The sequence below is a fragment of the Burkholderia sp. YIM B11467 genome, assembly GCF_052952715.1.
The window spans coordinates 67,690-88,023 of record NZ_JBQVSQ010000010.1 but is presented as its reverse complement, the minus strand read 5'-3'; the positions used below and the strand labels follow the sequence as shown (position 1 = coordinate 88,023).

The following is a 20,334-nucleotide window of genomic DNA, read 5'->3' as shown; positions in this document are numbered from 1 at the left end:
CCGCAGGCGGCGATCGACCGGGAACCGTCCGGCGCGCAATCGGGCACGACGTTAAAATGGCCGTTCCGCAGAGCCCTGAGCGCCATTCTTCCGTCCCATGTACAAAGTCATCGCCACCGATCTCGACGGTACCCTGCTGAACAGCGACCACCAGCTCGATCCGTACACGATCGACACCGTCCGCCGCCTCGACGGCGACGGCCTGCAGTTCGTGATCGCCACGGGGCGCCATTACGCGGACGTCGCCGGCATTCGCGACGTGCTCGGCATCCGGCCGTACCTGATCACGTCGAATGGCGCGCGCGTGCATGCGCCGGACGACACGATGATCCACGCGCAGGACATCGATCCCGCGATCGTCCGTGGCCTCGTGCAGCCGGACGTCGTCGGCGCGCACGGCCGCGTGATCGTCAACCTGTTCACCAACCAGGGCTGGCTGATCGACCGCGAAGCGCCGCACCTGCTCGAATTCCACCAGGATTCGGGCTTCCGGTACGACGTGATCGACATGGCCGCCCACGACGGCGCGAATATCGCGAAGGTGCTGTATATCGGCGAGCCGGCCGATCTGGCGGTCGTCGCCGAGCAGATGCGCGTGCGTTTCGGCGATGCGCTGTACGTCACGTACTCGCTGCCCGACTGTCTCGAAGTGATGACCGCGAACGTGTCGAAGGGCCGCGCGCTGCGCACGGTGCTCGCGCGGCTCGGCGTCGACACCGGCCACTGCATCGCGTTCGGCGACAACATGAACGATATCGACCTGCTTGAAACCGCCGGTCACGCGTTCATGATGAACAACGCAAATCCCGACCTGGTCGCGCGGCTGCCGCACATCCCGCGGATCGGCAACAACTTCGACGCGGGCGTCGCCCGCCACCTGCGCACGCTGTTCTCGCTCGAGGGCAACGTCGCCGCTTCCTGAGCACCCTGCTCAGGGGCGCTTCCCGAGCGGAAATGAAAAACGGGCGCCAAGGGCGCCCGTCGAAATTGCTTGCCTCGTGTTCTTGGACAGCGTGAGGCTCGCTGCTCTGCTCGCGTGACCCCGTAGTGTTTTATTCGCTTGTGCGAGCCGATGCCGGCAGCAGGTCGACGGCGTTGTCACGCCCCGCGACCAGCGGGTAAATGATCCCTGCGAGTACCGCGCCGATGATCGGCGCCACCCAGAACAGCCACAGCTGGCCGATCGCCTCGCCGCCGACGAACAGCGCGGGGCCGGTCGAGCGGGCCGGGTTCACCGACGTGTTGGTGACCGGAATCGAGATCAGGTGAATCAGCGTCAGGCACAGGCCGATCGCGATCGGCGCGAAGCCGGCCGGTGCGCGCTTGTCGGTCGCGCCGAGGATCACGAACAGGAAGAAGGCCGTCATCACGACTTCGCAGATGAACGCCGCGCCGAGCGCGTAATGGCCGGGCGAGCGTTCGCCGAAGCCGTTCGTCGCAAAGCCGCTGCCGACCACGTCGAAGCCCGGCTTGCCGGTCGCGATCAGGTACAGCACGAACGCACCGAGCGTCGCGCCGACCACCTGCGCGACGATGTACGGCGCGAGATCGCGCGCCGGGAAGCGGCCGGCGACCGTCAGGCCGACGCTCACCGCCGGATTCAGGTGGCAGCCCGAAATGTGTCCGATCGCGAATGCCATCGTCAGCACGGTCAGGCCGAAGGCAAGTGCGACACCGGCAAAGCCGATGCCGAGGCCCGGAAAGGCGGCGGCCAGCACGGCGCTTCCGCACCCGCCGAGCACCAGCCAGAACGTGCCGAATACCTCTGCAGCGAGACGCTGAGAAAGATTCATGTAAGGGACCTTGTTCAAGTGGGTTGAAGACGGCCAGGCGACACGACGGATTTATTCGATCGCCCGGAATTGGTCTGGATTATAGGAAATGAATCGGGTCCGGGAGGGTCAACGATTGTTAAATTTGAATGGCTGACGAATGCCTTTTATTAGAATAAGTCCGCATTCTCGATATAGCCGATTCGGTTAAAGATGACAGCATTTATTTCGAAGGGTAGGGCGGCAGTGCGGATGACGTAACGGATGTTTGTGTCCCGGTGGATTCGCCGGGGCCGCATCATCGAAAAAAGGGAGTCGAAAAATGTCTCAATACGCGAAACTCAAGGCGCAGATCGCTGATCTGCAGGCCCAGGCGGACGACGTGCGCCGCCAGGAAGTGGCGGCCGTCATTGCCGACGTCCAGCGAATGATTGCCGAATACGGCCTGACGGCCCAGGACCTGGGCTTCGCGGAGCGGGCACGGCGCGGCCGTCCGCCGAAGAAGTCGCCGCTGCCGCCGAAATTTCGCGATCCGAAGTCCGGCGCGACCTGGAGCGGGCGCGGCAAGCCGCCGAATTGGATCGTCGGGAAAAACCGCGATCGATTCCTGATCGAATGACTGAAAGCCCCAAAAGAAAAGAGCCGCATCGTCGATGCGGCTCTTTTGTATTGCGCGCCGATTTCGGCGCGAATTTTACGGAATATTTCCGCGCGGATTTCCGCGTCAGGCGCCCGCAACCCGGCGCAATGCCGGTTGCCGGGTCGTCGTGCAAAGCGTTTCGTAAGTTTCGACATAACGCTGCGCCATTGCCTTCGAGCTGAAACGCGTGTCGAAACGTTCGCGGATCGCGGTGCGCGACAGGGTGTCGATCCGGTGCAGCGCGCCGACCGCGCCCTGCACGTCCTCGACGATGAAGCCGGTCACGCCGTCCTCGATCACTTCCGGCACCGAACCGCGGTTGAACGCGACGACCGGCGTGCCGCAGGCCATCGCCTCGATCATCACGAGGCCGAACGGTTCCGGCCAGTCGATCGGGAACAGCAGCGCCTTCGCGCCGGACAGGAAGGCGGGCTTCTGCGCTTCGTTGATCTCGCCGATGAACTCGACGTGCGCCTCGCCGAGCAGCGGCTCGATCACTTCCTTGAAATAGTCGGCGTCGGCCTTGTCGACCTTCGCGGCGATCTTCAGCGGGAGCCCGCTTTGCGCGGCGATCCGGATTGCCGTGTCGACGCGCTTTTCGGGGCAGATGCGGCCGAGGAACGCGAGGTATTCGGGCTTCACGCCCGGCTGCGGCGTGAGCAGGGTGTCGGGCAGCCCGTGATACACGGTGCCGGCCCACGCGGCCTGCGGCAGCGGCTTGCGCTGGTTGTTCGAGATCGACACGACCGGTGCGTCCGGGAACGCGTCGAACACGGGCTGCAGCTCCGGCAGGTCGAGGCGGCCGTGCAGCGTCGTCACGTAAGGCGTGTCGAGGCGCGACATCAGCGGGAACGGCAGGTAGTCGAGGTGGAAGTGCAGCACGTCGAATTCGTGCGCGACACGGGCGACCTGCTCGAGGAGCCGCATATGGGGCGCCATCGAATCGCGGATCGACGGGTCGAGCCGCAGTGCGCGCGGCCAGGCCGCCTCGAGACGGGCCGACGTAACGGAGTCGCCGCTCGCGAACAGCGTCACGTCGTGGCCAAGTTCGACGAGCGCCTCGGTTAGGTAGGACACGACACGCTCGGTGCCGCCATAGAGTTTCGGCGGAACGGCTTCGTAAAGCGGCGCGATCTGGGCAATTCGCATGGGTGATCTCCGGTGTCGATCCGCTTGGGCGCTTGGGCGCCGATACGGATCCCCTACAAGGTTGCGGAACTCGCCGACGCACGCTGTTGGCGGTACGTGGCCGGGCCCTGGGCGGGGTGCGCGGGGCGCCGGACGGCAAGCTGCGGGGCGGGCCGGCACGGCTCGCGCCGCCGCCCATTGGAGGTCATTATCGATATCGCACTGTAGGGTTCGAGTGATTTTTCAAACACTTAAGGCTTGTTACACGATGAAATACACGAAAACCCCGAGAAAAAGGGCGCGGGAACGTGAATCGATATAGACGCATCTATTGTTGCGTCAACGTGAAAAAGCTCTATAATTTTTACCGATTCGATTGTCGGCGGCCTCGCCGGCAAGCCTTCCGCCATTGCGCGGCGGCCATCGGGCACATCACGGTGGAACCCGCGCCACCCCTCGTTTTCCTTCCGGTTCCTTTCAATTCGCCTTGTCGGAAAAATTCCTACACGGTTTACAGACAAATCCTGCATGGCATACGCCACTTCGCTGATACCGGCATAAATGCCGTTTGGCCAAAATTCGCCCTGTAAGACTATAAACGAGCCGACCGAGCGCCAAGAGCGCTCCGAGCGAGCAAACGTTTTCATAACATGAATGGCCAAAGCAAAGCTCTTTAACGGGGGAATCATGAGCGCTACCAGCGAAATGCTCAGTGAGATCAAAGAGGTCAACCTGTCGTACCTCCTCCTCGCGCAACGCCTGCTGCGGGAAGACAAGGCGATGGGCATGTTCCGCATGGGAATTTCCCAGGAACTGGCCGACCTGCTCGCGAACCTCACGCTCGCACAGACCGTGAAGCTCGCCGCGTCCAACCAGATGCTGTGCCGTTTCCGCTTCGACGATCACGCGCTGCTGTCCTCGCTCGCCGACAAAGGCCGCAGCGATGTCGTCGCGCACGCCCACTCGGCCATCCTGATGGCCGGACAGCAGGTCGAAGGCGTCCGCTGATCCATCCCGCCTTGCGTATGTCCCGGCGTGCCGCGCCGGTGGGCAGCGTATTGGCCATCCATCCGAACAACGTCAAGCGGACGGTTTTCACCATGGCAAGCAAAAGCGTCGTGATCGAGGTGAAGGAAATCACCCTCGCCATCGAACTGATCGAACTGGGCGCCCGGCTGCAATTGCTGGAGGCGGAGACGAGCCTGTCGCGGGACCGTCTGATCAAGCTGTACAAGGAACTGAAGGGCGTGTCGCCGCCGAAGGGGATGCTGCCGTTCTCGACCGACTGGTTCATGACGTGGCAGCCGAACATCCACTCGTCGCTGTTCTACAACATCTACCGGTTCATGCAGGACCACGGCCGCTGCGAGCCGATCCAGTCGATCGTGAAGGCGTACCGGCTCTATCAGGAGCACGTGAACCTGTCCGGCGACGAGGCCGCGCTGAGCCTCACGCGCGCGTGGACGCTCGTGCGCTTCTTCGATTCGGGGATGCTGCAGATGACCCCGTGCACGCGCTGCGGCGGCCACTTCGTCGCGCATGCGCATGATCCGCATCAAGGTTTCGTCTGCGGCCTGTGCCAGCCGCCGTCGCGCGCGGGCAAGACCCGCAAGGCCGCCGCCGCGCGTGCCGAACTGGCCGCCGCCGCGGCCTGAGCGCCGCAGGGCGGGGCGCGAGCGGCGCCCGCGGGCCGCGCGAATCGTCTGCGAATTGCTGGTAAACACCGTCGGGCCGCCATCGAGCGGCCGCGAAAGTTTTCCTGCCGACTGCCGTAAACCTGATTAACGGCGGTCTCCCCGCCGGTCTTTCGTGAGGGACAGGCAGTGCTGATTATCGTGGGAACACTCGTGACGCTGTTGTCCGTCTTCGGCGGTTATGCGCTGGCAGGCGGGCATCTGGGCGCCTTGATCCAGCCCGTCGAGATCCTGATGATCGCGGGCGCCGGCGTCGGCGCATTCATCCTCGGCAACGGCGGCAAGACCATCAAGGCGACGCTGCGCGTGCTGCCGACGCTCTTCAAGGGCTCGAAATACACGAAGGACGTCTATATGGAGCTGATGGCGCTCCTGTACGTGCTGCTCGCGAAGGCGCGCAAGGAAGGCACGCTGACGCTCGAGGCCGACATCGACGATCCGGAAAAGAGCCCGATCTTCACGCAATACCCGAAGATCCTCGCCGATCGCCACATCGTCGAATTCCTGACCGACTACCTGCGCCTGATGGTGGGCGGCAACATGAACGCGTTCGAGATCGAGAGCCTGATGGACGAGGAGATCGAGACGCACCACGCGGAAGGCGAAGGCCCCGCGCACGCGCTGATGCGCGTCGGCGACGCGATGCCGGCGTTCGGTATCGTCGCGGCCGTGATGGGCGTCGTGCACACGATGGCGTCCGCCGACAAACCGCCCGCGGTGCTCGGCGCGATGATCGCGCAGGCGCTGGTCGGCACGTTCCTCGGGATCCTGCTGTCGTACGGGCTGATCGGGCCGCTCGCGAGCCTCGCGGAGCAGCGTGTCGCCGAGTCGACGAAGATGTTCCAGTGCATCAAGGTGACGATCCTCGCGACGCTGAACGGCTATGCGCCGGCGATTGCCGTCGAGTTCGGCCGCAAGGTGCTGTTCTCGACCGAGCGGCCGTCGTTTTCCGAGCTCGAAGAGCACGTGCGCCGCGTGAAGGCGAAGTGACGCGGAGCGCACGATGAGCAAGAGCAAGGATCGCGCGATCGTCGTCAAGCGGGTGGCCCCGGCGAAGAAGGGCCACCACGGCGGCGCATGGAAGCTTGCGTACGCGGACTTCATGACCGCGATGATGGCGTTCTTCCTGCTGATGTGGCTGCTGAGCTCGGTCACGCCGGTGCAGCTGAAGGGGATCGCCGAATACTTCAACACGCCGCTGAAGGCCGCGCTGCTCGGCAGCGGCGACCGCAACTCGCAGGACTCCAGCATCATCAACGCCGGCGGCCGCGACCTGTCGAGCGTCGACGCCGGCACGCTGCGCCGCACCGACGGCACGACGTCACTTGCCGAGCGGGTCGCGAAGCCGGTCGACGAGCAGGCGCAAGCGCAGGCGCAGGGCGCGATCGAGCGGCGCGAGCAGGCACGCCTGCACGACCTGCAGATCAAGCTGATGGCCGCGATCGAGGCCAATCCGACGCTGCGCCAGTTCAAGCAGCAGATCCGCATCGACTCGACGCTGATGGGGCTGCGCATCGAGATCGTCGATACGCAGAAGCGGCCGATGTTCGCGATGTCGAGCGACCACGTCGAGCCGTACATGCGCGACATCCTGCGCGAGATCGGCAAGACGCTGAACGACGTGCCGAACCGGATCATCGTCCAGGGCCACACCGACGCCGTGCCGTACGCGGGCGGCGAGGGCGGCTACAGCAACTGGGAGCTGTCGGCCGACCGTGCGAACGCGTCGCGCCGCGAATTGATCTCCGGCGGCATGGACGAGGCGAAAGTGCTGCGCGTGCTCGGGCTCGCGTCGACGCAGAACCTGAACAAGGCCGACCCGCTCGATCCGGAAAACCGCCGGATCAGCGTGATCGTGCTGAACCGCAAATCCGAAGAAGCGCTGATGCGCGACGACGCGACGACCACGACGCTGTCGGCCGACGCGGCGGGCTCGAAGCTGCTCGCGCAGCAGCTCGGCGGCCCGTCGCCGGCCGCGCGTCCGGTGGTCGCGAGCGCCGTCGCCGTGGCGCCGAAACCCTGACGTATCCAAGATTCCGAGACAGACATGATCCGAACCATTCTCGCCATCGACGACTCCGCGACCATGCGTGCGCTGCTGCAGGCAACGCTTGCGCAGGCCGGCTACGACGTGACGGTGGCGCCGGACGGCGAAGCCGGCTTCGACATGGCCGCGACCGCGCCGTACGACCTGGTGCTGACCGACCAGAACATGCCGCGCAAGAGCGGGCTCGAGGTGATCGCCGCGCTGCGCAAGCTGACCGCGTATGCGGACACGCCGATCCTCGTACTGACAACGGAGGGCAGCGATGCCTTCAAGGACGCCGCACGCGACGCGGGTGCGACCGGCTGGATCGAGAAACCGATCGACCCGGCCGTGCTGGTCGACCTGGTCGCGACGCTGTCCGAGCCGGCCGCCTCCTGACATGAACGCGACGAATCCAACCGGTGACCGGGCATGACTCTCGACATCACGCAGTTCTACCAGACCTTTTTCGACGAAGCGGACGAGTTGCTCGCGCAGATGGAGCAATTGCTGCTGAACCTCGACGTCGGCTCGCCCGACCCCGAGGATCTCGCCGCGATTTTCCGTGCTGCACATTCGATCAAGGGCGGCGCGGCGACGTTCGGCTTTTCCGCGCTGACCGATACGACGCACATCCTCGAATCGCTGCTCGACCGCGCGCGCAACCATGAGCTGACGCTGACCAAGGAAATGGTCGACGCGTTCCTCGAGACCAAGGACGTGTTGTCCGACCAGCTCGTCGACTACCGCGCGAGCGCCGAACCGGATGCGGCCGCCGCCGCGACGATCTGCGCGAAGCTCGAACGGCTGAAGGCCGAGAGCGGCGCGGGGGCGCCGGCGGCCGTGGCGGCCGCGCCTGCTGCGCCCGTCGCGCCTGTCGCCGTGGCTGCCGCACCGGCCGCGGAGCCCGCCGCCAGCGGCGATCGCGCGCCCGATCATGTGATCGAGCAGGCGGTTGCGGCCGCGCATCCGGCGGCCGAAGCCGGCGAAAGCGGCCCGCACCTGAAGATCACGCTGCTGGGCGTCGACGCGAAGGACCAGGCGCTGCTCAGCGAGGAACTCGGCAACCTCGGCCGGATCGTCGGCCGCGAGGAAGCGGGCGCCGACCTGACGCTGTGGCTCGAATCGGACGTGCCGTCCGACGACATCGTCGCGGTGTGCTGCTTCGTGATCGACGAAAGCCAGATCCGCGTCGCGCACGGCACGGCGCCTGCCGCGCCGGCGGCACCGGCCGCCGCGCAGGACGTCGCGGCACCGGCCGCCGAACCGACTGTCGAACCGGCCGCGGCCGCACAACCCGCCGCGCGGGTCGAGGTATTCGCGCCTCAGGCTGCCGCACCGGCGCCGGCGCCCGCCGCCGTGGAGCCGGCCGCCGCCGCACAACCGCCGCAACAACCCCAGCAGCCGCAGGCCGAACACGCGGCGCAGGCCGCCGCGCACCACGACGACAAGCGTGCACGCCCGGCCGCCGCGGCCGCATCGGGTGCCGAAGGCAGCTCGATTCGCGTCGGCGTCGAGAAGGTCGACCAGCTGATCAACCTCGTCGGCGAGCTCGTGATCACGCAGGCGATGCTCGCGGAGACGGCGACCGCCTTCGATCCGGCACTGCACGACCGCCTGTTCAACGGGATGGCGCAGCTCGAGCGCAATGCGCGCGACCTGCAGGAAGCCGTGATGTCGATCCGCATGATGCCGATGGACTACGTGTTCAGCCGCTTCCCGCGGCTCGTGCGCGACCTCGCCGGCAAGCTCGGCAAGCAGGTCGAGCTCGTCACGTTCGGCCAGGCGACCGAGCTCGACAAGAGCCTGATCGAACGGATCATCGATCCGCTCACGCACCTCGTGCGCAACAGCCTCGACCACGGGATCGAAACCGTCGACAAGCGCGTCGCCGCCGGCAAGGACGCGGTCGGCCAACTCGTGCTGTCGGCCGCGCATCACGGCGGCAACATCGTGATCGAGGTGAGCGACGACGGCGCGGGCCTGAACCGCGAACGGATCCTCGCGAAGGCCGCGAAGCAGGGCATGCAGGTGTCCGACAACATCAGCGACGAAGAGGTGTGGAACCTGATCTTCGCGCCGGGCTTCTCGACCGCCGAGACCGTGACCGACGTGTCGGGCCGCGGCGTCGGGATGGACGTCGTGAAGCGCAACATCCAGTCGATGGGCGGCCACGTCGAGATCACGTCGCTGGCCGGCCGCGGCACGACCACGCGGATCGTGCTGCCGCTCACGCTGGCGATCCTCGACGGGATGTCGGTGAAGGTCGGCAACGAGATCTTCATCCTGCCGCTGAACTTCGTGATGGAGTCGCTGCAGCCGTCGAACGACGACATCTACACGGTCGGCAACGGCGAGCGCGTGGTGCGCGTGCGCGGCGAATACCTGCCGCTCGTCGCGCTGCACGAAGTGTTCTCGGTCGAGGACGCGCGCACCGACCCGACGCAGGGGATCGTCACGATCATGGAAACCGAGGGGCGTCGCTTCGCGATGCTGATCGACGAGCTGGTCGGCCAGCAGCAGGTCGTCGTGAAGAACCTCGAAACGAATTACCGCAAGGTGCATGGCATCTCGGCGGCGACCATCCTCGGCGACGGCAGTGTCGCGCTGATCGTCGACGTCGCGGCGCTGAACCGCGAAACCCGTGCGATGCACGGCGCCCGTGCGGGCGCCGAGCTCGCGATGTTCTGACTCTCGCCATTCAACCGATTGGGGGCAAACGTGCCTGCTGAAGTCCAAATGATCAATCCGGCCGCGGCGAACGCGGCAAACAGCCGCCGTGACGCGGAACAAGGCGATGCGACGGGCCAGGAATTCCTCGTGTTCACGCTCGGTGACGAGGAATACGGGATCGACATCCTGAAGGTGCAGGAAATCCGCGGCTACGACAGCGTCACGCGCATCGCGAACGCGCCGGAATTCATCAAGGGCGTGATCAACCTGCGCGGGATCATCGTGCCGATCGTCGACATGCGGATCAAGTTCCATCTCGGCCGCGTCGAGTACGACCACCAGACCGTCGTGATCATCCTGAACGTCGCGCATCGCGTGGTCGGGATGGTGGTCGACGGCGTGTCGGATGTGCTGACGCTGCAGACCGACCAGATCATGCCGGCGCCGGAATTCGGCGCGACGCTGACGACCGAGTACCTGACGGGCCTCGGCACGGTCGACGGCCGGATGCTGATCCTGATGGACATCGAGAAGCTGATGTCGAGCCGTGAAATGGCGCTGATCGAGACGCTCGGCGGGTAAGCGCGCCGCGCGCGCAGGAATTTCGGGAGAATCTGCAATGTTGCATAACTGGTCGATCCGCACGACGCTGACGGCGGTCGGACTCATCCTCGTGTGCCTGGCCGCCGCGGTCGGCGGGCTCGGCCTCTACGCGCTCAATCACGCGAGCCGCTCGCTCGACGAGATCGCGCACGTCGATCTGCCGGCGATCCATGCGCTCGACGACACGTCGTCGTACCTGCTGCGCGCACGCGTGTCGCTCGATCGCTTCCGGTCGCTGACGGAAGCCGGCAACACGGCCGACGCGGCCAAGGTGCTCGACCGCGCGCAGGAGCTGTACGCGAAGTCGAACCAGAACTGGCAGGCGTTCCAGTCGACGCCGAAGCTCGGGGTCGAGCAGGCGCTCGTCGACGAGTTGTCCGCACGTTACGCGACGATCGTGAAGGAAGGCGTCGAGCCCGAGTTCGCAGCCGCGCGCGCGGGCGACATGGCCGCGTACCACGCGGTCGCCGACACGAAGATCAGCCCGATGTTCGTCGCTTACGACCTGGCCGCGTCGGCCGTGGTCGCGTCGCTGCAGAAGCGCGCGGAGGACCGCCAGGCCGCGACGCAGTCGCAGATCTCGCTGATGGTCGCGCTGATCGCGGCCGGCATCGCGATCGCGTTCGTCGTCGTGATCTTGATCCGCTTCGCGCTGCGCGGGCTGATCGTGAAGCCGCTCGAGGATGCGATCGCGCACTTCGAGCGTATCGCCGGCGGCGACCTCACGCAGCCGGTGAACGTGTTCAGCACGAACGAGATCGGCCGCCTGTTCGGCGGCATCAAGCGGATGCAGGACGCCGTCACGACCATGGTGCAGGCCGTGCATCGCGGCACCGAATCGATCGACGTCGGCGCACGCGAGATCGCGACCGGCAACGTCGACCTGTCGCAGCGCACCGAGGAGCAGGCCGCGTCGCTGCAGGAAACCGCGTCGAGCATGGAGCAGCTGACGGGCACCGTGCGGCAGAACGCGGAGAACGCGCGGCAGGCGAGCCAGCTCGCGGTGAACGCGTCGGACATCGCGACGCAGGGCGGCGACGTGGTCGGCCAGGTCGTGTCGACGATGCAGGACATCGCGGCGAGCTCGGGCAAGGTCGTCGACATCATCGGCACGATCGAGGGCATCGCATTCCAGACCAACATCCTCGCGCTGAACGCGGCGGTCGAAGCCGCACGCGCGGGCGAGCAGGGCCGCGGCTTCGCGGTGGTCGCGGGCGAGGTGCGCTCGCTCGCGCAGCGCAGCGCGAGCGCCGCGAAGGAAATCAAGCAACTGATCGGCGATTCGTCCGAGAAGGTCGAGAGCGGGTCGGCGCTCGTCGCACGCGCGGGCTCGACGATGGACGAGATCGTGCAGGCCGTGCGCCGCGTGACCGACATCATGGGCGAGATCAGCGCCGCGTCGGACGAGCAGTCGACCGGCATCGAGCAGGTCAACCGCGCGGTCGGCCAGATGGATTCGGTCACGCAGCAGAACGCGGCGCTCGTCGAGCAGGCGGCCGCTGCGGCTGCGTCGCTCGAGGAGCAGACGCGCCAGATGAAGGCGATCGTGTCGGACTGGCGCGTGGCGGGCGGCATCGTGCTCGCGCCGTCGCGCAGTGCCGTGCGGCCGGTCGCGCATGAACCGGCGGTCGTGCCGGCGTTGCCGTCGGAGCCGCGTTACGACGCCGCGCCGGTCGCCGCGCTGCCGGCACCGCAGGCTGCCGCGTCATCCGCACGGCGCGCCGCGCCGGCGTCGCATGCCGCCGCGCCGGCCGCCAGCCGCGAACCGAAGCGCGCGGCGGAACCCGCGCCGCGCACGCCGAAAGACGCCCCGGCAGGCCGTGGCACCGCCGCGGGCGGCTACGGCCCGCGTCTCGCGAAGACGGCCGCACCGGCGGACAAGCCGGCCGCGAAGCCCGCGCTCGTGCGCCCGGCGCTGAACGGCGAGAAGCCGGCGGCGGCCGCGGCCGGCACGTCCGACGACGACTGGGAGACCTTCTAAACCATGCCGCACGCGCGCGCGCCATTTCGACCCGATGCACCGGATGCCGCGCCCCGAGCGGGCGAGCCGGGGCGCGACTTTGCGTTCACGGGCGCGGATTTCGCACGCATCCGCGCGCTGATCCACCAACGCGCGGGAATCTCGCTGTCCGAGCACAAGCGCGACATGGCGTACAGCCGTCTCGCGCGGCGGCTGCGTGCGCGCGGCCTCGACACGTTCCGCGACTACCTCGACCTGCTCGAGCAGGAAGACGATCCGCTCGAGTGGGAAGCGTTCACCAATGCGCTGACCACGAACCTGACCGCGTTCTTCCGCGAGTCGCACCATTTCCCGATCCTGGCGGATTTCGTGAAGGGGCGGCCGGCACCCGTGTCGGTCTGGTGCTCGGCGGCGTCGACCGGCGAGGAGCCTTATTCGATCGCGATCACGCTGATCGAGGCGCTCGGCGAATCGGCGGCGCGCGGCGCGTCGATCCTCGCGACCGATCTCGACACGCAGGTGCTCGCGAAGGCGGAAGCCGGCATCTATACGTACGACCAGGTCAAGCACCTGACGCCGGAGCGGCTGAAGCGCTTCTTCCTGAAGGGCACGGGCCCGCAGGCCGGCCGCGTGAAGGTGCGCCCCGAACTGCGCGCGATGATCCGCTTCGAGCAACTGAACCTGACCGATGCGGACTACGGGATCGCGAAGCCGTTCGACGCGATCTTCTGCCGCAACGTGATGATCTACTTCGACAAGCCGACGCAGGGGCAGGTGCTGTCGCGCTTCGAGCCGCTGGTGAAGCCGGGCGGGCTGCTGTTCGCCGGCCATTCGGAAAACTTCACGTACGTCACGCAGGGGTTCCGGCTGCGCGGGCAGACGGTGTACGAACTGACACGCGACGCCGCGCAGGGTGCGCGGCCGCGTGCTGCGCAGGCGCCCGCGGCGGCGGCCATGCCGTCGCGCGCTCCGGCGCGGGCCGCCGCGCCCGCTTATGGAGATCGCGGATGAGTGCCCTGCCGATCGCGACGAATCGCTACTTCGACAACCATTTCGGCTGTCCCGGCGTGAAGCTGTTGCCGAACGAGTTCTACACGACGTCCGAGGACATGGTGCTGATGACCGTGCTCGGCTCGTGCGTCGCCGCGTGCATTCACGATCCTTACGCCGGCATCGGCGGGATGAACCACTTCATGCTGCCCGACGACGGCGCCGATGCGGGCGCGACCGCGTCCGAATCGATGCGTTACGGCGCGTATGCGATGGAAGTGCTGATCAACGAGCTGATCAAGGCCGGCGGGCGCCGCGAGCGCCTCGAGGCGAAGGTGTTCGGCGGCGCGGCCGTGCTGGCCGGGATGACGACCATCAACATCGGCGATCGCAACGCGGATTTCGTGCGCCGCTACCTGGCGCTCGAGCGCATCCGCATCACGGCGGAAGACCTGCAGGACGTCCATCCGCGCAAGGTCGCGTTCATGCCGCGCACGGGTCGCGCGATGGTGAAGAAGCTGCGGCTGCAGGTGCCGGGCGTGACCGAGCGCGAAGCCGCGCTGGCACGCGAGGCCGACCGCTTGCGCGCCGCACGGCCGCGCGCGCATGTCGAGCTGTTCCAGGCGAAGCGGCCGGCCGCGCCGCAGCCGGCGCGTCCGCGCATCGAGCTGTTCGGCGCGCGTGGTGCGGCGCCGGGCGGCAGCGCGAGTGCCGGCGGCGTGCGGGCGGCGAACCCGGGGAGCCCGGGCGCCGGAGGCCCGTATGCGGCGAATCTATCAAGAAAGCAGGAGGCATGACCGCAGTGCAGAAGATCAAAGTATTGTGCGTCGACGATTCGGCGCTGATCCGCAGCCTGATGACCGAGATCATCAACAGCCAGCCCGACATGACGGTGTGCGCGACCGCGCCCGATCCGCTCGTCGCGCGCGAGCTCATCAAGCAGCACAATCCCGACGTGCTCACGCTGGACGTCGAAATGCCGCGCATGGACGGGCTCGACTTCCTCGAGAAGCTGATGCGCCTGCGGCCGATGCCGGTCGTGATGGTGTCGTCGCTGACCGAGCGCGGTTCGGAAATCACGCTGCGCGCGCTCGAACTCGGCGCGGTGGATTTCGTCACGAAACCGCGCGTCGGGATTCGCGACGGGATGCTCGACTACGCGGAGAAGCTCGCCGACAAGATCCGCGCGGCGTCGCGCGCGCGCGTGCGCCAGGCGCCGCAGCCGCAAGCGGTTGCGCGCGCGGCGGACAGCCCCGCGGCCGCGCCGATGGTCAACAACCCGCTCGTCAGTACCGAGAAGCTGATCATCATCGGCGCGTCGACGGGCGGCACCGAGGCGATCCGCGAAGTGCTGACGCCGTTGCCGCCGGATGCGCCGGCCGTGCTGATCGCGCAGCACATGCCGCCCGGCTTCACGAAATCGTTCGCGCAGCGCCTGAACGGCCTGTGCCGGATCGCGGTGAAGGAAGCCGAGCATGGCGAGCGCGTGCTGCCGGGGCATGCGTATATCGCGCCGGGCCATGCGCACCTGTTGCTCGCGAGAAGCGGTGCGAACTATATTGCGCAATTGTCGGACGAGCCGCCGGTGAACCGTCACCGCCCGTCGGTCGACGTGCTGTTCCGCTCGGCGGCGACGCACGCGGGCAAGAACGCGATCGGTGTCATTCTTACCGGGATGGGCCGCGACGGCGCGGCCGGCCTGCTGGAAATGAAACGCGCGGGCGCTCACACGTTCGCGCAGGATGAAGCAAGCTGCATCGTGTTCGGGATGCCGCGCGAGGCGATCGCGCTCGGCGGCGCGGACGAGATCGCGCCGCTCGCCGAGATGAGCCGCCGCGTGATGGCGCGACTGGCGACGATGGGCGACCGCGTGCAGCGCGTTTGAATGGAATGTCACGGGACGCGTGCCACGATACGCGTCCCGACGGAAACGAATCTGGAAAGGAACGACGATGGACAAGAGCATGAAAATCCTGGTGGTGGACGATTTCCCGACGATGCGCCGGATCGTCCGCAACCTGCTCAAGGAACTGGGCTATTCGAACGTCGACGAGGCCGAGGACGGCCTGGCCGGCCTCGCGCGGCTGCGCGGCGGCGGCTACGAATTCGTGATCTCGGACTGGAACATGCCGAACCTCGACGGCCTCGCGATGCTGAAGGAAATCCGCGCGGACGCGACGCTCACGCACCTGCCGGTGCTGATGGTCACGGCCGAGTCGAAGAAGGAGAACATCATCGCGGCCGCGCAGGCGGGCGCGAGCGGCTACGTCGTGAAACCGTTCACGGCCGCGACGCTCGACGAGAAGCTGAACAAGATTATCGACAAGATGGCGAAGACCGGGAGCTGACGTGAACGAGCCGATCCATGCGGCGCTCGCCGGCGCGGGGTTCAACGCCGACAGCCACCCAGAAGGCGCCGATTTCGCGAGCGACCGCATCCTCGCGCGCATCGGCCAGGTCACGCGCGCGCTGCGCGATTCGATGCGCGAGCTCGGGCTCGACAAGCACGTCGAACGTGCGGCGGAAGCCGTGCCCGATGCGCGCGACCGGCTGCGCTACGTCGCGACGATGACCGAGCAGGCGGCCGTGCGCGTGCTGAATGCGATCGAGATCGCGAAGCCGATGCAGGAACGCGTGCAGAACGAGGCCGAGGCGCTCGACGCGCGCTGGGCGCAGTGGTACGCGGCGCCGATCGAGCACGCGGAAGTGCGCGAGCTGATGGACGATACGCGCACGTTCCTGCGCACGCTGCCCGAGTCGACGTCGGCGACCAGCGCGCAGCTGCTCGAGATCATGCTCGCGCAGGATTTCCAGGATCTGACCGGGCAGGTGATCAAGAAGATCATGGACATGGTCTACCTGATCGAGCAGCAGCTCCTCACCGTGCTCGTCGAGAACATCGCGCCGGAGCGGCGCGAGCAGTTCGCGGCCACCGCGGCCGCGCTCGCGGCCGAGCAGATGAGCGCGACCGGCAGCCCCGAGTCGCTGCTGAACGGCCCGCAGATCGCGCCGGAAGGCAAATCCGACGTGGTCCAGGACCAGGGGCAGGTCGACGACCTGCTCGCGAGCCTGGGTTTCTGACCCTGCCGCATCGCATTGCATCGGCGCGCCCCGTTTCGCGGGGCCGCCCGATGCACGCGTCACGCCCTTTCCCCAACGTTTACCCGTGCTTGCCGCACCCATGCGGCCCGGTGCAGCATGGGTCGAATTGACACGTCGACACATGCTGCAGGCATACTACGCGTCAGCAGCAACGGAGCGTCATTCATACGATTTCATATGTTGGCAGGCGACGCGGGCACGATGGCTGCGCCGCCGGCAACGAAGCCAGTCCCTGGGAGGGAACTTGAAGCTTAAACGCTTGGGCTGGGCCGTCGCGCACGCGGCGGCTGCAACGGGTGTGCTGTGGTCCGTCCACGCACATGCTGAACTGGGCGGCGCGCCGATGTCGCCGCCGGCGGACGATCAGGCTGCAAGCGCGCGCACGATGCAGCGCGCGATGCGTTCGGCCGACGGCATGCAGGCGAGCACGGCCGCTTATACTGTCCGCGAGATCACGCTCGGATCGGGCACGGTCATCCACGAATACACCTCTGCCGCCGGCAGCGTGTTCGGCCTCGCATGGCGCGGGCCGACGATGCCGGACCTCGCATCGCTGCTCGGCAGCTATTTCCCGCAGTACACCGCCGGTGTCCAGGCCGCGCACGCGGCGCGCGGCTGGCGCGCGCCCGTGGCCGTCGAGACAAGCGGCCTCGTGATCCGGACCGGCGGCCACATGGGCGCCTTCTCGGGCCAGGCGTGGCTGCCGGCGGCGTTGCCTGCCGGCCTCGCCGGCACCGACATCCAGTGACAGCGGGAGAGTGATCTTGAGAATTCCTCGTACATTCAAGCGCTGGCTCGGCGTGCTGGGTCTCGCGGCCGCGACGGCCGTGCTCGTGACGGCATGCGGCGGCGGCGACGGCGGCAGCAGCTCCGGCAGCAACGGTAACGGCAACGGCAACGGTTCGGGCGGATCGGACGGCAACAGCGGGAACACGGCCGTCATCACGGTCGGCACCGGCGTCGCGAACGTGATCAACATCCCGACCGTCAGCGTGAAGGTCTGCGCGCCGGGCACGTCGAACTGCCAGGTGGTCACCAACGTGCTCGTCGATACCGCGTCCTACGGGCTGCGGCTCGTCGGCAGCGCGGTGTCCGGCGTGCTCAACAACCTGCCGCAGGTGACGAGCGGCGGTTCGCCGGTCGCCGAGTGCGGCAAGTTCGTGTCGAGCTACACGTGGGGTTCGGTGCGCACGGTCGACCTGTCGATCGGCACCGAGCAGGCGGCCTCGCTGCCCGTGCAGATCATCGGCGACCTCGGCACGACGAACGTGCCGAGTTCGTGCACGAACGGCGGCACGTCGGCCAACTCGGCGAGCGCGCTCGGCGCGAACGGGATCCTCGGCATCGGGCCGGCGCCGAACGACTGCGGCACGCTCTGCGCGACGTCGACGTCGACCAGCAACAACTACTACGCGTGCCCGAACGGCAGCAACGCGAATTGCGCGATCGCGCTCGTGCCGGTGGCGCAGCAGGTTGCCAATCCGGTGCATCGTTTCGCCGACAGCAGCGGCGTGAGCGTGCAGATGCCGAGCGTCTCGAGCAACGGGCAGGCGAGCGCGACCGGGACGCTGACGTTCGGCCTGCCCGATCTGACCGGGAAGACCGTGATGACGTCGACCACGACGGGCGACGTCAGCGCGTCGTTCCTCGGGCGCAGCGTGACCGCGTTCTTCGATACGGGTTCGAACGCGTATTTCTTCAACGATTCGTCGCAGACGGTCTGCACGAGGAATACGCAGTTCTACTGCCCGGCGTCCACGGCCGCCTACGGGGCGACACTGACCGGCCAGAACGGCGTGTCGGGCAACGTGTCGATGTCCGTCGCGAACGCGGATTCGCTGTTCGCGAACCCGTCGACGTTCGCGTTCAACAACATCGCAGGTCCGTTCGGCTCGTCCGCCTGGCTCGACATCGGCATGCCGCAGTTCTACGGCAGGACGATCTACTTCGGGATGGACAAGACCGCAAGCGGCGGCGCGGCGCCTTTCGTCGCGTTCTGACGCGGCACGGCCGCACGCAGGAACAAGGGGGCGAGCGATCGCCCCCTTTTTTATTTTCGACCCGCGCGCGGACTACGGGCCGGATCGCCGCCGTGCGCGGGTGCAGCGCCTAAGATGTAAGACCGGCACAGGGGCCGGCACGACATCGAGGAGACAGCGACATGAGCCCGCGCATACAACGCATCACGCCGTTCCTGTGGTTCGACCACGACGCCGAGGCGGCAGCCGGTTTCTACGTGTCGGTGTTCGACCATGCGCGGATCGTGCACGTCGCGCGCTACGGCAAGGCCGGCGCACATGCATCCCGGCACGCGGAGGGGGCGGTGATGACCGTCGCGTTCGAGCTCGACGGGCAGGCGTTCGTCGCGCTGAACGGCGGCCCGGCATTCCAGATCACGCCGGCCGTGTCGTTCGTCGTCAACTGCCGCGACCAGGACGAGATCGACCGCTATTGGGCGCACCTGTCCGAAGGCGGCGACGAGCGCGCGCAGCAGTGCGGCTGGTTGCGCGACCGCTTCGGCGTGTCGTGGCAGGTCGTGCCCGTGCAGATATCCGAGCTGATGACGGGCGATCCGGCGCGCGCCGAGCGCGTGATGGCGCAGGTGATGACGATGAAGAAGCTCGATCTCGCCGCACTGCAACGCGCAGCGGCCGGCTAGGCCGGCGCGCATGGTGCGATTCGAGCGGGATCGGGAATGGCGAAGCGTGGCGCGACTCGCGCATTGGCGTATTGCCGGTCGGCCGGTTAATCGAATGCCGCGCTCGCGCACCGATTATCGATCGTGCCCGGTTTCATTCGGTTGTAATCAAACGCTGGATTATCGAGGCTGCAGTTTCTGTCAGGTATTGAAGATTATTTAAATGACGCGGCATGCAAGCCTGCGGCGCCGCAATACGCTATGGCAGCCGTTCCCGCGCCGTATCGGCGTACGGCGCGACAGGGTATACGCCTCGACCAACATGTGAAAAGAGATGGAGCCTGCCGAAATTCAAACATATAATTCCGGCGTTGTTTCCGGGGTGCCAATATAAAACAGGAGGGTAATAAGATGAATTTTTCTGAAGCCGTTCGTTCCGTACTCAATCAATACGCGAAATTCGAAGGCCGTGCGCGTCGTGCTGAATACTGGTATTTCGCGCTGCTGAGCGGCATTCTGTCGGTCGTCGGCCAGGTGATCGGCGCGGTGGGCCGCGATGCAGGCCTGATCACGCTGCTGCTGCTCGGCGTGATCTTCCTGGTTTCGCTGGCCCTGATCATTCCGGGCATCGCGGTCAGCGTCCGCCGCCTGCACGATACGGGCCGCTCGGGCTGGTTCCTGCTGCTCGGGTTCATTCCGATCGTCGGCGGCATTCTGCTGCTCGTGTGGATGTGCTCGCGCGGCACCGAAGGCCCGAACCGCTTCGGCTCGGATCCGATCCCGGCGGTCTGACCGGCGCCTGCCCCGACGCGCGACGTTGTCGCGTCGGGGCCTGATTTCCCCGGTTTTCCCGCCTCGCTTTTTCACCGTTTCGCCGCTTCCCTGCGTCACCGTCCCGTCCGGGACCGACGCTTCGCCACGCCGCTGACCGGCAGGTTTTCCCGCCCCGTCGCGCGCCGCTTCGCCCCCGATCCAGCCCCGTTCGCACCGGCTCGCCCGATTCCCCGAAATACCCCCCTTTCCCGGCTTTGCTCGACCGATCGGCGTTTGACGCCTCCATGAATAATCGGTGTCACTGGAAAGCGGCATTCCGCCGTACCCGACTGGA

At 66.9% G+C, this 20,334-nt stretch carries 21 protein-coding genes; 19 read left to right on the top strand and 2 right to left on the bottom strand.

Annotated elements, in window-relative coordinates; genetic code table 11:
- Positions 1 to 97: 97 nt before the first annotated feature.
- Complete coding sequence (locus ACTRWB_RS29215) at positions 98 to 922, top strand: Cof-type HAD-IIB family hydrolase (protein WP_446903888.1); 825 nt, start codon at positions 98 to 100, stop codon at positions 920 to 922.
- A 130-nt stretch (positions 923 to 1,052) separates the two neighbouring features.
- Here ACTRWB_RS29215 and aqpZ read toward each other — a convergent pair whose 3' ends face one another.
- Positions 1,053 to 1,793, bottom strand: coding sequence for an aquaporin Z (aqpZ, locus tag ACTRWB_RS29210; RefSeq protein ID WP_129513444.1), 741 nt, complete (start codon positions 1,791 to 1,793; stop codon positions 1,053 to 1,055).
- A 301-nt stretch (positions 1,794 to 2,094) separates the two neighbouring features.
- On the opposite strand from aqpZ, the gene ACTRWB_RS29205 reads away from it, so the two are divergent.
- Positions 2,095 to 2,391: an H-NS histone family protein gene (locus ACTRWB_RS29205; RefSeq protein ID WP_129513445.1), complete on the top strand. Its 297-nt coding sequence runs from the start codon at positions 2,095 to 2,097 to the stop codon at positions 2,389 to 2,391.
- Positions 2,392 to 2,496: 105 nt separating this feature from the next.
- Here ACTRWB_RS29205 and ACTRWB_RS29200 read toward each other — a convergent pair whose 3' ends face one another.
- A complete protein-coding gene (locus tag ACTRWB_RS29200) occupies positions 2,497 to 3,561 on the bottom strand; it encodes a glycosyltransferase family 4 protein (protein ID WP_446903887.1) in 1,065 nt (354 codons plus the stop codon).
- Positions 3,562 to 4,227: 666 nt separating this feature from the next.
- Between ACTRWB_RS29200 and flhD the strand changes: the two genes are divergently transcribed.
- The 17 genes from flhD (at position 4,228) to ACTRWB_RS29115 (ending at position 20,018) form a co-directional block, all read left to right on the top strand.
- Complete coding sequence (gene flhD / locus ACTRWB_RS29195) at positions 4,228 to 4,548, top strand: flagellar transcriptional regulator FlhD (RefSeq protein ID WP_039346834.1); 321 nt, start codon at positions 4,228 to 4,230, stop codon at positions 4,546 to 4,548.
- A gap of 92 nt (positions 4,549 to 4,640) precedes the next feature.
- On the top strand, positions 4,641 to 5,195 hold the full coding sequence (gene flhC, locus ACTRWB_RS29190) for a flagellar transcriptional regulator FlhC (RefSeq protein ID WP_011350591.1): 555 nt from the start codon (positions 4,641 to 4,643) through the stop codon (positions 5,193 to 5,195).
- A gap of 168 nt (positions 5,196 to 5,363) precedes the next feature.
- Positions 5,364 to 6,224 (top strand): flagellar motor stator protein MotA, encoded by an 861-nt coding sequence (gene motA / locus ACTRWB_RS29185; protein WP_069255464.1) that lies wholly within the window; start codon positions 5,364 to 5,366, stop codon positions 6,222 to 6,224.
- Between the two features lie 13 nt (positions 6,225 to 6,237).
- The gene (gene motB / locus ACTRWB_RS29180; RefSeq protein ID WP_446903886.1) at positions 6,238 to 7,257 is read left to right on the top strand and encodes a flagellar motor protein MotB; all 1,020 of its coding nucleotides are present in this window, start codon (positions 6,238 to 6,240) and stop codon (positions 7,255 to 7,257) included.
- A gap of 24 nt (positions 7,258 to 7,281) precedes the next feature.
- On the top strand, positions 7,282 to 7,659 hold the full coding sequence (locus ACTRWB_RS29175) for a response regulator (protein ID WP_114175555.1): 378 nt from the start codon (positions 7,282 to 7,284) through the stop codon (positions 7,657 to 7,659).
- 33 nt (positions 7,660 to 7,692) lie between these two features.
- Positions 7,693 to 9,951, top strand: coding sequence for a chemotaxis protein CheA (cheA, locus tag ACTRWB_RS29170; RefSeq protein ID WP_446903885.1), 2,259 nt, complete (start codon positions 7,693 to 7,695; stop codon positions 9,949 to 9,951).
- 48 nt (positions 9,952 to 9,999) lie between these two features.
- Positions 10,000 to 10,515, top strand: a complete 516-nt coding sequence (gene cheW, locus ACTRWB_RS29165) for a chemotaxis protein CheW (RefSeq protein ID WP_129513448.1) — start codon at positions 10,000 to 10,002, stop codon at positions 10,513 to 10,515.
- A gap of 37 nt (positions 10,516 to 10,552) precedes the next feature.
- Entirely contained in the window at positions 10,553 to 12,517 is a 1,965-nt protein-coding gene (locus ACTRWB_RS29160; RefSeq protein WP_446903884.1) for a methyl-accepting chemotaxis protein, read from the top strand.
- A gap of 3 nt (positions 12,518 to 12,520) precedes the next feature.
- Complete coding sequence (locus tag ACTRWB_RS29155) at positions 12,521 to 13,507, top strand: CheR family methyltransferase (RefSeq protein ID WP_193097440.1); 987 nt, start codon at positions 12,521 to 12,523, stop codon at positions 13,505 to 13,507.
- Positions 13,504 to 14,283 carry a chemoreceptor glutamine deamidase CheD gene (gene cheD / locus ACTRWB_RS29150; RefSeq protein ID WP_048248121.1) on the top strand — a complete coding sequence of 260 codons (780 nt, stop codon included), beginning with the start codon at positions 13,504 to 13,506 and terminating at the stop codon, positions 14,281 to 14,283. The genes ACTRWB_RS29155 and cheD overlap by 4 nt, the downstream gene beginning before the upstream one ends.
- Positions 14,280 to 15,371: a protein-glutamate methylesterase/protein-glutamine glutaminase gene (locus tag ACTRWB_RS29145; RefSeq protein WP_129513451.1), complete on the top strand. Its 1,092-nt coding sequence runs from the start codon at positions 14,280 to 14,282 to the stop codon at positions 15,369 to 15,371. The genes cheD and ACTRWB_RS29145 overlap by 4 nt, the downstream gene beginning before the upstream one ends.
- 67 nt (positions 15,372 to 15,438) lie before the next feature.
- Positions 15,439 to 15,834, top strand: a complete 396-nt coding sequence (gene cheY, locus ACTRWB_RS29140; RefSeq protein ID WP_128843665.1) for a chemotaxis response regulator CheY — start codon at positions 15,439 to 15,441, stop codon at positions 15,832 to 15,834.
- A 1-nt stretch (position 15,835) separates the two neighbouring features.
- Entirely contained in the window at positions 15,836 to 16,567 is a 732-nt protein-coding gene (gene cheZ / locus ACTRWB_RS29135) for a protein phosphatase CheZ (protein ID WP_048248123.1), read from the top strand.
- A 265-nt stretch (positions 16,568 to 16,832) separates the two neighbouring features.
- Positions 16,833 to 17,336 (top strand): DUF2844 domain-containing protein, encoded by a 504-nt coding sequence (locus tag ACTRWB_RS29130; RefSeq protein ID WP_129513452.1) that lies wholly within the window; start codon positions 16,833 to 16,835, stop codon positions 17,334 to 17,336.
- A gap of 16 nt (positions 17,337 to 17,352) precedes the next feature.
- Complete coding sequence (locus tag ACTRWB_RS29125) at positions 17,353 to 18,588, top strand: DUF3443 family protein (protein ID WP_446903883.1); 1,236 nt, start codon at positions 17,353 to 17,355, stop codon at positions 18,586 to 18,588.
- A gap of 161 nt (positions 18,589 to 18,749) precedes the next feature.
- Positions 18,750 to 19,247, top strand: coding sequence for a VOC family protein (locus ACTRWB_RS29120; protein ID WP_412022641.1), 498 nt, complete (start codon positions 18,750 to 18,752; stop codon positions 19,245 to 19,247).
- Positions 19,248 to 19,637: 390 nt separating this feature from the next.
- Entirely contained in the window at positions 19,638 to 20,018 is a 381-nt protein-coding gene (locus ACTRWB_RS29115) for a DUF805 domain-containing protein (RefSeq protein ID WP_129513455.1), read from the top strand.
- Positions 20,019 to 20,334 lie beyond the last annotated feature (316 nt).

Bases quoted from the DNA above. Each gene is read 5' to 3' on its own strand.
- ACTRWB_RS29215 (WP_446903888.1), top strand. From the start codon at position 98: ATGTACAAAGTCATCGCCACCGATCTCGACGGTACCCTGCTGAACAGC.
- aqpZ (WP_129513444.1), bottom strand. From the start codon at position 1,793: ATGAATCTTTCTCAGCGTCTCGCTGCAGAGGTATTCGGCACGTTCTGG.
- ACTRWB_RS29205 (WP_129513445.1), top strand. From the start codon at position 2,095: ATGTCTCAATACGCGAAACTCAAGGCGCAGATCGCTGATCTGCAGGCC.
- ACTRWB_RS29200 (WP_446903887.1), bottom strand. From the start codon at position 3,561: ATGCGAATTGCCCAGATCGCGCCGCTTTACGAAGCCGTTCCGCCGAAA.
- flhD (WP_039346834.1), top strand. From the start codon at position 4,228: ATGAGCGCTACCAGCGAAATGCTCAGTGAGATCAAAGAGGTCAACCTG.
- flhC (WP_011350591.1), top strand. From the start codon at position 4,641: ATGGCAAGCAAAAGCGTCGTGATCGAGGTGAAGGAAATCACCCTCGCC.
- motB (WP_446903886.1), top strand. From the start codon at position 6,238: ATGAGCAAGAGCAAGGATCGCGCGATCGTCGTCAAGCGGGTGGCCCCG.
- ACTRWB_RS29175 (WP_114175555.1), top strand. From the start codon at position 7,282: ATGATCCGAACCATTCTCGCCATCGACGACTCCGCGACCATGCGTGCG.
- cheA (WP_446903885.1), top strand. From the start codon at position 7,693: ATGACTCTCGACATCACGCAGTTCTACCAGACCTTTTTCGACGAAGCG.
- cheW (WP_129513448.1), top strand. From the start codon at position 10,000: ATGATCAATCCGGCCGCGGCGAACGCGGCAAACAGCCGCCGTGACGCG.
- ACTRWB_RS29160 (WP_446903884.1), top strand. From the start codon at position 10,553: ATGTTGCATAACTGGTCGATCCGCACGACGCTGACGGCGGTCGGACTC.
- ACTRWB_RS29155 (WP_193097440.1), top strand. From the start codon at position 12,521: ATGCCGCACGCGCGCGCGCCATTTCGACCCGATGCACCGGATGCCGCG.
- cheD (WP_048248121.1), top strand. From the start codon at position 13,504: ATGAGTGCCCTGCCGATCGCGACGAATCGCTACTTCGACAACCATTTC.
- ACTRWB_RS29145 (WP_129513451.1), top strand. From the start codon at position 14,280: ATGACCGCAGTGCAGAAGATCAAAGTATTGTGCGTCGACGATTCGGCG.
- cheY (WP_128843665.1), top strand. From the start codon at position 15,439: ATGGACAAGAGCATGAAAATCCTGGTGGTGGACGATTTCCCGACGATG.
- ACTRWB_RS29120 (WP_412022641.1), top strand. From the start codon at position 18,750: ATGAGCCCGCGCATACAACGCATCACGCCGTTCCTGTGGTTCGACCAC.
- ACTRWB_RS29115 (WP_129513455.1), top strand. From the start codon at position 19,638: ATGAATTTTTCTGAAGCCGTTCGTTCCGTACTCAATCAATACGCGAAA.